General features: G+C 66.7%; 15 protein-coding genes. 6 read left to right on the top strand and 9 right to left on the bottom strand.

Annotated features, from left to right (window positions below; genetic code table 11):
• Positions 1 to 13: 13 nt before the first annotated feature.
• From A5692_RS11025 to A5692_RS11015, 3 genes are all read left to right on the top strand, one after another.
• Positions 14 to 895 carry a caspase family protein gene (locus A5692_RS11025; RefSeq protein WP_197514423.1) on the top strand — a complete coding sequence of 294 codons (882 nt, stop codon included), beginning with the start codon at positions 14 to 16 and terminating at the stop codon, positions 893 to 895.
• Positions 896 to 1,484: 589 nt separating this feature from the next.
• On the top strand, positions 1,485 to 1,778 hold the full coding sequence (locus A5692_RS11020; RefSeq protein ID WP_068055699.1) for a hypothetical protein: 294 nt from the start codon (positions 1,485 to 1,487) through the stop codon (positions 1,776 to 1,778).
• A 440-nt stretch (positions 1,779 to 2,218) separates the two neighbouring features.
• On the top strand, positions 2,219 to 3,169 hold the full coding sequence (locus A5692_RS11015) for a DUF4185 domain-containing protein (protein ID WP_231984290.1): 951 nt from the start codon (positions 2,219 to 2,221) through the stop codon (positions 3,167 to 3,169).
• A 280-nt stretch (positions 3,170 to 3,449) separates the two neighbouring features.
• On the opposite strand, the gene A5692_RS29020 is transcribed toward A5692_RS11015, so the two are convergent.
• The 6 genes from A5692_RS29020 to A5692_RS10990 all read right to left on the bottom strand — a co-directional run bounded on the left by A5692_RS29020 (position 3,450) and on the right by A5692_RS10990 (position 10,035).
• Positions 3,450 to 3,620, bottom strand: coding sequence for a hypothetical protein (locus tag A5692_RS29020; RefSeq protein WP_156766024.1), 171 nt, complete (start codon positions 3,618 to 3,620; stop codon positions 3,450 to 3,452).
• Between the two features lie 440 nt (positions 3,621 to 4,060).
• The gene (locus A5692_RS11010; RefSeq protein ID WP_068055696.1) at positions 4,061 to 4,870 is read right to left on the bottom strand and encodes a polysaccharide deacetylase family protein; all 810 of its coding nucleotides are present in this window, start codon (positions 4,868 to 4,870) and stop codon (positions 4,061 to 4,063) included.
• A 176-nt stretch (positions 4,871 to 5,046) separates the two neighbouring features.
• Complete coding sequence (locus A5692_RS11005; protein ID WP_068055693.1) at positions 5,047 to 6,435, bottom strand: alpha/beta hydrolase-fold protein; 1,389 nt, start codon at positions 6,433 to 6,435, stop codon at positions 5,047 to 5,049.
• A 135-nt stretch (positions 6,436 to 6,570) separates the two neighbouring features.
• On the bottom strand, positions 6,571 to 8,811 hold the full coding sequence (locus tag A5692_RS11000) for a cation-translocating P-type ATPase (protein WP_068055690.1): 2,241 nt from the start codon (positions 8,809 to 8,811) through the stop codon (positions 6,571 to 6,573).
• Complete coding sequence (locus A5692_RS10995; protein WP_068055687.1) at positions 8,808 to 9,020, bottom strand: heavy-metal-associated domain-containing protein; 213 nt, start codon at positions 9,018 to 9,020, stop codon at positions 8,808 to 8,810. Before A5692_RS10995 ends, A5692_RS11000 begins: the two co-directional genes overlap by 4 nt.
• A gap of 193 nt (positions 9,021 to 9,213) precedes the next feature.
• Positions 9,214 to 10,035: a mycofactocin-coupled SDR family oxidoreductase gene (locus A5692_RS10990; protein WP_068055683.1), complete on the bottom strand. Its 822-nt coding sequence runs from the start codon at positions 10,033 to 10,035 to the stop codon at positions 9,214 to 9,216.
• Between the two features lie 80 nt (positions 10,036 to 10,115).
• Between A5692_RS10990 and A5692_RS10985 the strand changes: the two genes are divergently transcribed.
• Complete coding sequence (locus tag A5692_RS10985; protein ID WP_068055680.1) at positions 10,116 to 10,586, top strand: SRPBCC family protein; 471 nt, start codon at positions 10,116 to 10,118, stop codon at positions 10,584 to 10,586.
• Positions 10,587 to 10,598: 12 nt separating this feature from the next.
• On the opposite strand, the gene A5692_RS10980 is transcribed toward A5692_RS10985, so the two are convergent.
• Positions 10,599 to 11,216, bottom strand: a complete 618-nt coding sequence (locus tag A5692_RS10980) for a TetR/AcrR family transcriptional regulator (protein WP_068055678.1) — start codon at positions 11,214 to 11,216, stop codon at positions 10,599 to 10,601.
• A 42-nt stretch (positions 11,217 to 11,258) separates the two neighbouring features.
• On the opposite strand from A5692_RS10980, the gene A5692_RS10975 reads away from it, so the two are divergent.
• Positions 11,259 to 12,047: a peroxiredoxin-like family protein gene (locus A5692_RS10975; protein WP_231984289.1), complete on the top strand. Its 789-nt coding sequence runs from the start codon at positions 11,259 to 11,261 to the stop codon at positions 12,045 to 12,047.
• Between the two features lie 31 nt (positions 12,048 to 12,078).
• Complete coding sequence (locus A5692_RS28195) at positions 12,079 to 12,624, top strand: DUF417 family protein (protein WP_082962577.1); 546 nt, start codon at positions 12,079 to 12,081, stop codon at positions 12,622 to 12,624.
• On the opposite strand, the gene A5692_RS10965 is transcribed toward A5692_RS28195, so the two are convergent.
• The gene (locus A5692_RS10965; protein WP_068055675.1) at positions 12,548 to 13,525 is read right to left on the bottom strand and encodes an LLM class flavin-dependent oxidoreductase; all 978 of its coding nucleotides are present in this window, start codon (positions 13,523 to 13,525) and stop codon (positions 12,548 to 12,550) included. The genes A5692_RS28195 and A5692_RS10965 overlap by 77 nt on opposite strands.
• Positions 13,522 to 14,064: TetR/AcrR family transcriptional regulator (locus tag A5692_RS10960; protein ID WP_197514422.1), on the bottom strand; the 543-nt coding region annotated here is incomplete at its 5' end. The genes A5692_RS10965 and A5692_RS10960, both read right to left, overlap by 4 nt.

Here is a 14,064-nt window from a genome sequence, read left to right as displayed (position 1 = left end):
TAGTAGGGGGTCCGTGATCGGAGAGCAATCGAAAACCCATGACGGCTGGTTGACGCATCGAGAGGAGAGGATCCGGATGGTGAAGAAAGCTCTCTGCGTAGGGATCAACGATTACCCCTACGAAGGTAGTGATTTGAATGGATGTGTGAACGATGCCAAAGGCTGGGCGGGTTTGCTCGTTGAGCATTACGGTTTCGCTCAAGACGATGTGAAGCTGCTGCTCGACGCGGACGCTACCAAGGCCAATATCATGGCGCACCTCGAAACCATGGTGACGAAGGCAAAGCCGGGAGACGTGTTGGTATTCACCAATGCGTCACACGGGACGTATGTCGCAGACACCAGCGGTGACGAGGAAAAATATGACGAGGCTCTATGCCCGTATGACATCCCAGACAATCTCATTGTCGATGATGAGCTGCGCGAACTGTTTGGCAAGCTGGCGGAAGGCGTGCGCCTGACGGTAATTTCGGATTCTTGCTTTTCCGGCACGGTCACGCGCGCTGCGGTGTCCGAGATAATTCCCGGTTTGACCACACCCGATGACCGCCGCGTGAGGTTTCTGAGTCCGGCGCTGATGGGCAGGGCGGTCTTGCAAAACCCATGGAAGGCAACGCCGAAGGCACGGACAAAGTACCCAGAATCTTCAATGAAGGACGTCTTGCTGAGCGGCTGCACCGACAAAGAATATTCGAATGATGCACTGATCAACGGGGCATACCACGGTGCAATGTCCTATTACGCGCTGGAGACTATTCGGGAGGCTGATTACGACATCACTCTCCAACAGTTGGTTACGAGACTCAATTATCTTCTCGCGGAAAACGGATACAATCAGCATCCGCAATTAGAGGGAAAGGCGGCCAACAAGAAGTCGCGCATCTTTGCAGGATAAGCGCAGCGGCAGCACCGAGGAGTTGCGTCAACGCTCTGGATGGGGAGAGCGGGATCGCTCGACATACCGCGTGACACCTGCTGCGCGACGATTCCGCGGTGGCCCGGACCAGCGGAAGCGATTTCGACGAGGCCCGAAGTCGCCGGCGCCGTTCAGGTGCTCGCCCTGACGTAGGCTTCTGCAATCGGTCATTTGTCTCGGAGGGGCCGTGAGGGCACATACCGTTAGCTGGCGGCGGGTCATGCTCGTCCTGGCTGTCGCGGCAGTCGTGGCCACCATCGTCGTGGTCGTCGTGCGTCTCGTGGTGAAGCCCGCTGGAAGTTCAGCACCTGTAATGGCTCCGGCGAAGACGTCGGAGCCGGCACGTAGTACGTCCACGTCGGTCCAACCCGGAGCTCCCACGTCCCTGCAGACTGCGGCTGTGTCTCCGCCACCGCCGGGCTTTCCCGACTTGGATGGGTTCACTGACGTGTCCCGGGACCACGATGTGTCGCGCCTCTATCCCCTTGCAACGTTTACCAGCCCTATGGGCTTGCAGTGCGCGATGTGGAGCAACCGTGGAAGTACGGCAGCGGCCTGCTTTGGAGAGATGCCAGGCCTCGATCACCCAGCAAACCACGTCTACGCGGGGGACTATCAGGCGTACTTCGACCAGAACTCCTCGCCCGGCGCCGACCAGCTGAACGGGAAGCCCTTGGCATCGAGCGAGAAGGTGATCTTGGGTGCGGGGGGATATCTGATGGGCGGCGATCAGATCACCTGCGGTGTGCAAGGCGTTGTCGTCGCGTGCATGCTGATCAGAGACTTTCGGCAGAACCACGGCGACACGACTGCGCAACGGCACGGCTTCGTCGTAGGCCCGGACAAAAGCTGGACGTTTTGAGTAGGTTTACCCGCTTGCGGCACACAGCAGATTCGGGAGATTTACCCACTTCTCGACGACGGGTAGCCGGATGTGCCTTCGAAGCGGCTTCCACCGAGCAGCGGTGACATAAGGCTCTAGCCCTCCTGCAGTTGTGGTTCTTCGATTGACGCATGCCATTTGAGTGACAGATCTAGGGAGGGACCATCATGGCGGAAAAGACAGCCAAGAAGGTCGCATCATCACGACACACCGGCGACGGATCGAAGAGCACCACCGAGCGAGCTGCGGCCAAACACCCACCACCAGCGCGTCACACCGGCAACGGATCGAAGAGCGCGACAGGGCAACGCGCGGCCAAGCGCCCACCACCAGTACCGAAGTCAAACTTGACACCCCGGCGGTCAACGGCGCCCCTCGCACCGCCTATCAAGGCCAGGGCGGCTCTCGCCGCGAGGGCGTTGCCCGAGCTGCCACAGCCGGTACGAGGTGACAAGATCAATCTGGGGATAGTCGCCGGGTCCGACGGACCTACCGGCTGGCTCGGCGCGGGGGCCACCGACCTGTGCGAGATATCACCCGGTGGCCAGGTTGCTCTGGCGGGCGATACGTTCACGGGAAACCGTTGTAGGGAGGGAGATTGGAGCCCATCGCTGGGCCTGCATGTCAAGCCGGGCACACTTGGGGGCAAAGTCGAATTCGACCATTCTTTTGGCTGGTGCAGCCTCTACGCCGAAGGTTGGCCGCCAGGAGGCAGTCAACTGCCGGCCGGTACGGTCCAGGTGTTCGGCATCGACTACGCCTTGATAACGAGGACAGTGGACGATCTCATTCCGATTGATTCGCGTCTGGTACGAATCGACCCAAACAGGGGATACTGGCCGACTGTTCCCGGGTCCTTGAGGGATGCCGGCTGGGAGGGCGGCAATCAAACCCAGATCAGCGGGTGCCAAGCGCCCGACGGTTGGGTGTACATCGTCGCCGACGGGTTCGCGCGTGACCACACCGTGCGCCTCTACCACTGCCATGCGGAGCACTTCGAGGACCGGAACATGTGGTGGGCCTGGGGTAAGAAAGACGGCATATGGCAGTGGGATGTCGACCCGGAACCCCTGAGCGGCGACATATTCGGCGAGTTAAGCCTGCGCATCATCGAAGAAAAGTTCGTGCTGTCCGGGTTTAACGCGAGGACAGGGTGTACCGAAGTTCGGGTGGCTGACGACGTGACGCAAGTATTGGCGGGGCGCACACCCATGACGGTCGTTGCGGACCCGATCTCAGTTCCGAACAACTACGGCGGCTACATCGTTCCCGGCTCCACCCTGGACCAGGCGCTCATTTTGGTGAGTCAGTGGTGCCCGGGCGACTATCCATACAGAGTGCAAGAATTCGTCGTCAATCTCAATCGTTGACCCCACGTCAGTGCGCAGCTGGGCGTTGAGGCGCTTGCTCGCGGATCAGTAACTTGCCGCGATGAGCCTGTGGCGGTGCGCCGACGTACCGCATTGATGCCAACGTTTGTGAACTGACTGTGCCCGTTGGGGAGTTGATTGATTTCACCTCCGCGGTCATCCCCCCGGGATCCAGGTGCGGCCTTGGCTCATCCGTCGAGCGGGTCGGTGACATCAAAGCTTCGCCATACCGCACAGCGCCGTTGAGATCCGCTAACGACGGCGGAGCGACGGGAGGGACTCACCCATCGTTGGGGACGTCGGGTAGGTCGTTGTCGTTGGGGACGTCGGGTAGGTCGTTGTCGTTGGGGACGTCGGGTAGGTCGCTGTCGTTGGGGACGTCGGGTAGGTCGCTGTCGTTGGGGACGTCGGGAAGGTCACTGTCGCTGGGCATGTCGGCTGCACTAACCATAAGAACCATCGTAGGGGCCGAGTGAACCGCACTTTGGGCTTCAACGTGCGCTGAGGCAAGCGATTCTCGACGTAAGACGCTGTTCGGTGCTTGCAGCTGAGTTACCCGGGAAGGTGGCGGACCACGGCGATCGACAGGCCCTGGCTCGTCGGCCCACTCGTCGAGGGAAAACAGCCATCGCACCCTGTCGGTCATGATGCCCGTGGCGGGGCCGTGAAAGCGCGTGCACTGCCGGTACCTGACGGCCGTGAATATCGGAAACCGTTGTGGATCAAGGTTATCGGGGCGCATCCACGCGCCCTCCCAAACCTCGGCCAGGTGCAGAGCCGCCGCGGCTTTTCTCAGCTCGTGGCGATCGGTCGCCGATCTGCGCGCAAGAGCGCGATCGGGGGGCACCTTCATGCCACGCTTGATGAGCGCCTCGCCGGTATCCCCCGACCTTACGGCGTCTTCAAGAACACGTCGTTGAGCGTGACGGTGCGCAGGTTGCGCTCGCGGATGAAGTCGACGAGTTGGGGATAGACGTGCGTGACGGGCAGGTGGTTGAGGTGCCCGATGACGATGGCCTGGGGGGTGAAGTACTGGTCGGCCATCTGCACGATGTAGTCCTCGGTGATCAACGTCGAATCCGACAGCGATCCCGACCATAACGTCGGCACCGTGTACCCGAGGTCGGCCGCGACGGCGTCGACGGCGGCGTTGCGCTTCGCGTACGGCGGGCGCCAGTACGGCTTCGCGCCGATCCCGTAGGTCTTCTTGAGGAATTCGTCGTTACGGGAGAGCTGTTGGGCGATCTGGTCTTTGGGGAGCGTCGTCAGGTCGGGGTGAGACCAGGTGTGGTTGCCGAGCTGGATCTGCCCGCTGTCGACGAGGGGACGAAGCATCTCCTTGTTCTCGGTCCAGGAGTCGTAGGTGCCGTTGACGAAGTACGTCAACCGCACACCGGTGTCCTTGGCGAACTGCGTGTACGCGCGCACCACCTCGCTGTTGACGCCGTCGTCGACCGTCAGTGCCAGCAGATCGCCCTCGCCGGGGATCTTCATCAATGCGCCGCCGCCGGGCAGCGGGATGCGGGCGTCGGGCGGTGGGGGCGGCAACAGGGCCGTCGGGGCGGCGGGGCCGGACACCGCGACGGAATCCGGCGGCACTTGGGCGAACGTCCGGGGCTGTGGGTCGACCACCAGCCGGGCGGCGCCCACGCCGGCGACAACCGACGCGGCGAGCGAACCCAGGAACTGACGGCGGTTCATCTCGGGGCGCGGGGCGGGGCGGGCTCGACGTGGATCGCGGCGCGGTGGACACCGAGCGGACCCGCGTAGGGGTCGCCCGTCATGCGGAACATCGCAACCATCAGCAGCGAACCGTACCACTAGCAGGGCGAATATGTCGGAGGCGTTACGGGTGGGTCAGCTGTGAATTTTGTTAACTAGCGTGATTCGCCGTGGTAAGGGGGCAGCGGCACCGGTTCGGCGTCGGGTGTGCCCAGCGTCGATGCCAGCCAGGGCAGCGCCGCGGTGAACGCCTGCGCGGCGAACGGCCAGTCGTGCTTGCCCGGCTGACTGACCACCGCGCAGGTGATGCCGTTGGCGCTGGCGGCGGCGCACAGCGCGTTGGCGGCGGCGTCCTGCCCTTCCGGGTTGGCAGCCGGGTCGGTGGCGGGAGCTCCCGCGGTGCTGTTGGCTTCCTCGGCCACGTCGCGCGGCTCCGACGACCCCGGGACGTCGAACCAGCCCGACAGTCCGGTGTAGCGACCATGCCGCGCGATCACGGTAAGCGGGTCGAACGCGGCCCAGGCGGTGTGGTCGCCGCCGAACAACTTGGCGATCGTCTGGTCCCTCGGGCCGACATTGGGGCTGCGGTCACCGGCGATGTCGACGAACGCGCTGAACAGCTCCGGATGCATGACGGCAAGGTCAACCGCGCAGGTGCCGCCCATCGACCATCCCGCGACGCCCCAGTTGGCGCGGTCGGCGCTGACGCCGAAGTTCGACACGACGAACGGCACGATGTCCTTGGTCAGGTGGTCGGCGGCGTTGCCCCGGCTGCCGTTGACGCACTCGGTGTCGTTGTCGAACGAACCGGTGGGATCGACGAACACCAGGACCGGGGAGAATCCGTGGTGGGCGGCGGCGAAGTTGTCGATCGCGGTGAAGGCCCCGCCGGGGCCCAGCCAGTCGCCCGGGGTGTTGAAGGCGGAGCTGATCATCATGACCGCCGGCAGCCGAGGCGGCGGATTGCTGTTGAACCACGCGGGGGGCAGATAGACCAGTTCCCGGCGGTGGGGGAAGTGCGAGGCGTTGTCGTCGATGTTCACCGGCACCACCACGCCCTTGCTGGGCCTGGTGCCGGCGACCTGCATCTCGGTGACCCGCAGCCGGTCGACCTCGTTGGGCAACGGTCCCGAGGTCAGCTGATTCCACGCGGCCAACGCGGTGGGGAAGTAGCCCACCCACCCGTTCAGGGCCAGCCCGGCACACAGCACGCACAGGGGTATGGACAGCGCCGCCAGCGCACGGCGCCACCAGCGTGCCCCCGGCCAGCCCACCAGCACCACCGCGGCGGCCAGGCCGGTCAGCGCGATCCAGACCCACAGCGCCGTCGGCGCCGGGTCGCCGGCCACGCCGATCGACGTGATGTACCAATACGCGAGCGCGGTCACCGCGACGGCCGCGATCAGGGCCACGGGCAGCACCCGCTTGAGCCAGGGTCGCGCACGCCACTGGATCGCGATGATCAGCACCAGCAACGTCAGTGCCTGCACGGCCGGCGGGAACCAGCCATGCAGCAAGGACAGTCGTCCGAAGAATTGGTCCAACGGTCGTTGCCTTTGCTGAGTCGATCGCTGCGCGGGGGCGGACCCGTGGTCATTTCGAACGCGGTGGGTCGAAGACAACTATCCCACACCAGCCCCACCCGCCCGGCCGCCGTCGCGGCGTGTGGGCGCGGCGTTCTACGCGTTCGCCACGCTGGTGAACGAGCGCAGCCGCAGGCTGTTGGCGACGACGAAAAAGCTGGAAAACGCCATCGCCGCGCCCGCCAGCATCGGATTCAGCAGGCCGAGCGCGGCGAGCGGGATGGCGGCGATGTTGTAGCCGAATGCCCAGAACAGGTTGGCCTTGATGGTGGTCAGCGTCCGCCGCGACAACCGGATGGCGTCCACGGCGGCGCGCAGGTCGCCGCGCGCCACGGTGAGGTCGGCGGCCTGGATCGCGACGTCGGTGCCGGTGCCCATGGCCACTCCGAGGTCGGCGGCCGCCAGCGCCGCGGCATCGTTGACGCCGTCGCCGACCATGGCCACGACCTTGCCTTCGGACTGCAGCCGCTTGACGGCGGCGACCTTGTCGGCGGGCATCGTGTCGGAAATGACCTCTCCGATACCGACCTGGCCGGCGATGTGGTCGGCGACGGTCCCGTTGTCACCGGTCAGCAGGATCGGGGTGAGGCCAAGCCGCTTGAACTGCCGGACCGCTTCGGCGCTGGTGGGTTTGACCGTGTCCGCGACGACCAGGACACCGCGGGCGCGGCCGTCCCAGCCGACGGCGACCGCGGTCTTGCCCTCTGCCTCGGCCCGCGCCTTGCCCGCCGACAACGCGGCGTCCAGGGGCTCACCCCGCTCGGTCAGCAGGCCGGCGCGGCCGACCACGACGCTGTGGCCGTCGACGACGCCCCGCACGCCGCTGCCCTCCAGGCTGGCGAAGCTTTCGGGTGCGGGCAGGGCGCGCAGCTCGGCCTTGGCCGCCCTGGCGATGGCCTGCGCGATGGGGTGTTCGGAGGCGTCCTCGAGAGCCCCGGCGTAACGAAGGACCGTCTGGCGGTCGGTTCCCGGCCCGCTGATCACGTCGACCAGCGTCATCTTGCCGGTGGTGACGGTGCCGGTCTTGTCGAGCACGATGGTGTCGACCAGGCGGGTGGACTCCAGCACCTCGGGCCCTTTGATCAGCAGGCCGAGCTGAGCCGCGCGGCCCGTACCGACGAGCAGGGCGGTCGGCGTGGCCAGGCCCAGCGCGCAGGGGCAGGCAATGATGAGCACCGCGACGGCCGCGGTCAGGGCCGCGGCGGGTGGGGAGCCCAGCGCGAGCCAGGCGGCGAGGGTCACCAGGGCGATGCCGATGACCACGGGGACGAACACGCCGGAGATGCGGTCGGCGAGCCGTTGCACCTCGGCCTTACCCGACTGGGCCTCCTCGACCAGCTTGGCCATGTGGGCGAGCTGGGTGTCGTCGCCGACCCGGGTGGCCCGCACGACGAGGCGGCCGCCGGCGTTGACGGTGGCGCCCGTGACGGCGTCGCCCTCGCCGACCTCGACGGGGACGGATTCGCCGGTGAGCATCGAGGCGTCCACCGCCGAGGAACCCGAGATCACGATCCCGTCGGTGGCGACCTTCTCTCCGGGCCGCACCACGAACTCGTCCCCGACCGCCAGGTGGTCCACGGGGATGCGGATCTCGGCGCCGTCGCGCAGCACCGCCACGTCCTTGGCGCCCAGCTCGAGCAGGGCGCGCAGCGCGGCGCCCGCCGTCCGCCTGGAGCGCTGTTCGAAGTACCGCCCGGCCAGGACGAACAGCGTCACTCCCGCGGCGACTTCCAGGTAGATGTTGCCCGCTCCGCCGGCGGCCCGGGCGGTGAGCTCGAAGCCGTCGCGCATGCCGGGCGCTCCCGCCGTGCCCAGGAACAGCGCATACAGCGACCACAGGAACGCCGACAACGTCCCGATCGAGACGAGGGTGTCCATGGTGGCGGCGCCGTGCCGGAGGTTGGCCCAGGCGGCGGCGTGGAAGGGACGACCGCCCCACACGACGACCGGTGCGGCCAGGACCAGCGACGCCCACTGCCAGTAGCGGAATTGCAGGCCGGGGATCATCGCCATGGCGATTACCGGGCCGGCGAGCACGCTCACGGTGATCAGGCGGACCCGAAGCGAGCCGAGCTCGGGGTCTCTGGACTTGCCGGGAACGGGTTCCTCCCGCCGCTGGGGCAGCGCGGCGGTGTATCCGGCTTGTTCGACGGCGGTGATCAACAGCTGCGGGTCATACCCCGACGGGACGGTGAGCGCGGCCTTTTCCGTGGCGTAGTTGACGGTCGCGGCGACACCGTCGAGCCTGTTCAGCTTCTTCTCGATCCGGGCGGCGCACGACGCGCACGTCATTCCCGCGATCTCCAGCTCGATATGGGTCACCGGCGTCGCGCTCATGCCACCAAGACGGCCTCGTAGCCCGCCTCGTCGACCGCGCCGAGGACCGCCGCCGCGTCGATGGGAACAGAACTCGTGATCACCAGCCTGCCGGTGTCGGCGCTGACGTCCACGCGCTCCACGCCCGGGAGGCGACCGACCTCGCCCTTGACCGCCGCCTCGCAGTGGGCGCAGCTCATCCCGTCCACGCGGTATTCGCTCGTGACCATGGTCTTCCTTCCTCGTACCCGGGCGGGGTATGCCTCGCCGCAACGCGCGCATCTCCCCGCGGTATTCCCCCGCGGGGCCGCCGGGGCAAAGGGGCGTCAGGAAAGACCCGGACCCGGCCGAGGCGACGAGGACTCCACCATTGTGCCTGGTCGACGGTGTCGAAGGCGCGGCCGGGATGGGTCCGGGCCGGGATCAGACGTAGCCAACGCCGATGTCGACGGACAGCTGGGTGGCCGTGACCAACCGGGACTGGTCGGAGGCCAGCCAGGCGACGGCGTCGGCGATGTCCTCGGGCTGCGCGATTCCCTCGGGAAGCAGCGGCTTGTGCAGGCCGCGCAGATGCGGGTAGGTGTCGGCGGCCGCCTGCAGCGCCTCGCGCATGCGACCGGTACCCATCGGCGTCGCGACCGCGCCGGGGTTGAGGCTGTTGACCCGAATGTTGTGCCGGCCCAGCTCGGCGGCGAATGCGCGCGCCATCCCGACGACGGCATGCTTGCTGGCCGTGTAGTGGATCATGAACGACTGCATGTTGATGCCGGCCGCCGACCCGATCAGGATGATCGATCCTCCGCGACCGCCGTCGATGATGTGGGGGGCGCCGGCCATCACCGTATTCCAGGTGCCGGTCACATTGGTATCGATGGTGTCGCGAAACGCCTCTGCTGTGATCTGGTCCCAGGGCGCGGGGCTGCAGATTCCGGCGTTGGCCACGATGATGTCGAGGCGGCCCAGTTCGCCGACCGCCCGATCGACGGCGCCTTTGAGGGCGTCCAGATCGCGGATGTCGACGGGCGCGGTGATGACCCGTTTGCCCTCGGCGCTGACCTGCCGCGCCGTCTCGGCCAGATCGTCGGGGGTGGGCGAATCGTAGGGGACGCTCGGCGGCAACGGCCCGGCGATGTCGACCGCGATGATGTCGGCGCCCTCGGCGGCCAGGCGTACGGCATGCGCCCGGCCCTGCCCCCGCGCGGCGCCGGTGATCAGCGCTACCTTTCCCGGCAAAGACTGGCTCATCGGTTGTCGACGTCCTTTCTGATGACCCCGGCGAAGCGTAGCGTCGAGTTCGCTTTACCAGCTCACCGGAGGGAAGCATCGTGGACGTCACCGTTGTCGACGCGGGACCGCGGCAGGTGAGCCGGTCGGTCGAGGTGGCCGCACCGGCCGCCGAGCTGTACGCGATGGCAGTCGATCCCCGGCGGCACAGCGAACTCGACGGTTCGGGGACGGTGCGTGACAACATCAAGGCGCCCGCGAAACTGGCTGTCGGGTCGAGGTTTTCGACCAAAATGAGGATGTACGGCCTGCCGTACCGCATCACCAGCACGGTGACCGCCCTGAACCCGGACGAATTGGTCGAATGGCGTCACCCGTTGGGCCACCGCTGGCGGTGGGAGTTCGAGTCGCTGTCACCGAGCCGGACACGGGTCACCGAGACGTTCGACTATCGCGACGCCGGTGCGATCAAGAACGCGCTGAACTACTACACCCTGATCGGCGCGAAGAAGGCGAACGCCGCGGGTATCGAGGCGACGCTGGCCCGGTTGCGGGATCGTTACGACGGATAAGGGCGCGAGACCTCAGCGCATGCCGAGGCGCCTCAGGTGTTCGATCATCGTGTCCACCGCAGCTTCCAGCGGCGCGGTGTCGCGACGCACCTGGCTGAGCAGCAACCCACCCTGAATGCCGGCGAGCATGGCCAATGCGACGCGCTCGATGTCCGTTCCTTCGGCCAGCTCGCCGCGTGCGGAGATTGCGACCAGGCCGTCGTGAATCATGTTCTCCCACTGGGCGAATGACCGGGCGAGCTGGGCGCGTGCGACCGGATCCGCTTCGGACAGCTCGTTGGCCATCGAGCCGATGGGGCAGCCGCCGGCGCAACCCAGGCTCTGCACCAGGTTCACCATGATGTCGCGCCAGCGGCGCAGGTCCTCGATGCTGTGAATGCGGTCGAGGCCGAGGTGCTGCACGCCGAGGACGCGGTCGGTCTGAAAGTCGATGACGGCGGCGACGAGGTCGCTCTTGTCGGCGAAGTAGTGGTACATCTGCGAGGTGCTGATGGACGCGGCTTCCTGGATGTCTTCGATGGTCGTGCGCGCGACGCCGCGCCGCAGCATCAACTCCGAAGCGGCGGCCACGATCCGCGCGCGGGTCGCGCGGCCCTTCGTGGTCAATTTCTCGTACGGGACCGGCGCCATGGAGTCCCCTTTCCGCGGAGCGACCACCGCACTCTACTCGTTTTGGAGTTGACACTCCATTTTGCGTTCCGCATGCTGACCGCAAACGTCTACGAATCGATGCCGGAAGTCGTTGTGCGCCAGGCCGGCATGCATGCGAAGGGTGAGGACCTCATGACCAGTACCGCCGACACCAATCACTCGACCATCGCCGAGCGGGTCGCGCGATTCCAGCAGGAGATGGCAGGCCAGCTGCCCCAGGACGTCGCTGACACCTTCGGTGCCGAGCAGGCGCGGCTGCGGGACGGTGGCGTGCCGTCCGGCGTCGCCGCGACCGGCACCCCTATGCCTGACGGGCAACTCCTCGACGTGCGCGGCGAACCCACCACCCTGGCCGAGAGCATCGGTGGACGCGGTGCGGTGGTCGTGCTCTACCGCGGCGCATGGTGCCCCTACTGCAACCTGACCCTGCGCGCCTACCAGGAGCACCTGGTGCCGCTGCTGGCGCAGCGTGATGTCGCGCTGGTGGCCATCAGCCCGCAAAGGCCCGACGGCTCGTTGTCGTCGCAGCAGATGAACGCGTTGAGCTTCACCGTGTTGTCCGACCCGGGCAATCAGGTAGCGGCGGGGCTGGGCGTACTCACCGCGCCGTCGGAAGACTCCCAGGCCGCGCAGCGCCGCCTGGGCCTCGAGCTCCGGGAAGCCAATGCCGACGGGACCTACGGGTTGCCGATGCCGACCGTGACGATCGTCGACCGTGCCGGGACGATCCGGTGGATCGACGTCCATCCCGATTACACCACCCGCACCGAGGTCGCCGACATCGTCGAGGCCCTGAACTGCCTCAAGTGAACCCGGGGATGCGCGAGTTCGTGCTCAGTACGTGACCGAAAGCCAGCCAAGTTCAAAACCGTTGGCGCAACGGCTGACCCGGTGCGGGCAGCTCATCAGCCGCTACGGCCTGGTCGTCGTGTTGGCATGGATCGGCTTCGGGAAGTACGTGAAAATGGAAGCTCGCGTGCTCATCGAACACAGCCCGCTGATGAGCTGGATGTACGACGTGTTCAGCGCAACCACGGTCGCGCGAGGGCTGGGCACGATGGAAATCGGTGCGGCGCTGCTCATTGCGTTGCGGCCGGTATGGCCACGCGCGTCGGCGGCCGGCAGCGCGCTGGCGGTGGTGCTGTTCTTGGGGACGCTGAGTTTCTTGTTCACCACGCCCGGGGTGGTCGCCACCCATTCCGCGGGCCTTCCCGTGCTCTCGGCGAAGCCCGGTCAATTCCTGCTCAAGGACTTGGTGCTGATCGGGGTCGCGCTGTGGACCTTGGGCGATTCGCTTGCGGCGGTGGGCGTCAGACGTGGGGCAGAACGTCATCCGTCAGCAAGTGCAGGCTTGCCCATCCCGCGTCGATCGGTAGGCCACCCATGAGGGGGTTCATCACGACCTCTCTTCTCCCGGCGCGGATCTGATCGACCAGCTGGGCGGGGGTGAGGATCTCGACATGGTTGAGCCGGCGCAGGTCCTCGATCGAGGTGGCGCCGGCTTCGTTGGGCCGCGGAACCCCCGGGCGCTTCCAGCCGCTGTACTCGGCGGCCTCGTTCATGATGAAAGCGCCGTAACAAGACCAGGCTTCGTCGGGGTCCGCGTGCAACAGCGTCACCCTGCTGCCGCTCTCGGGGTGATAGACGAAACCCGTCCTGCCGCGGTCGCGCAGCTCCCGCTCATAGACCGCTTCCACTTCGGGCATGGCCATCGGCGGCGAGAAGGGAAGTCCGAAGCGCGCCGCGCGCCGAGCCGCCGCGGCACTCATGCCGCCGACGAAGAACACCGGATGGGGACGGGTGTGCGGCTTCGGTGTGACGTGGACCAGCAGCCCGTCGTGATGGAAAGGCTCATCGCTCCACGCCTTGAGCAAAACCGTCAAGCAGCGGTCCATCAACTCCGCCCGTCGCGCCCACTCCTTGCCGGCGGCGCGATATTCCTCGGGCCGGTAACCCATGCCGGCCACGAAACTGAACCGGCCCTGGCTGATGTTGTCCAGCACGGCGATGTCCTCGGCCAACCGGATCGGTTCATAGAGCGGGACGATCAGCGCGTTGATGCTGATGCGCACGGTGCGAGTCCGTCCGGCGATGGCGGCCGCCAAAATCAGCGGTGACGGTAGCCAACTCGTGGCGGCCAGGTGATGTTCTTCCGCGCTGATGGCGGTGAGTCCACGTTGATCGGCGAACTCGGCCATGTCCAGCGCCGCCTGGTAACGGCCGGCCTGGCGCGCCGTGGGATCGGCGATGTTGGTCATGTTCAACCGCAGGGCGGTGAGCAGGCTCATCGCCGTACACCGGCCGCGCGCACGAAAAGCGTCCCCCTGACCAAGTCCTTGGCGGAGGCGAGCGTGGCCGCGTAAGCCTCCGGGCCCAGACTGGCCGCCCGCTCCGTCAGCCCGCGAGTCAGCGCGTAGATGGCGTCGACCGCGGCCCGCACCTCCGTGTCGGCGGGCAGCGCGCCTCGGGCCCGGGCGTCCCCGATGATCTCGGCGACGGTGTCGCGCAACGCTTTCAGCCCGGGGTACTCCGGTCGGCCGCGGCCCGGGTGCTCGTCGCTTTCCGCGCGGACCGCGCGATCGAATGCGGCCAGATGCGGATGCTCGCGCATCAGCCGGCTCGCCTCGTCCAGCACCGCCGCGATGCGCTCGACCACGCCGCCGGAACCCGCGGCGGCGGCTCGCAGCCGCGGCAACGCGACGTCCGTGCGCGCCGCTATCGCGGCGTTGATCAGCTCCGCCTTGTTCGGAAAGTAGTTGTAGAGGCTGGCGCTGGTGATGTTCGCAGCCCGGGCGATCTCACGGATGGTGGCGCGCGCGTACCCGAC

The organism is Mycobacterium sp. E342 (assembly GCF_001667665.1).
Classification (GTDB): Bacteria; Actinomycetota; Actinomycetes; order Mycobacteriales; family Mycobacteriaceae; genus Mycobacterium.
This window is presented reverse-complemented; position numbering and strand designations above follow the sequence as displayed.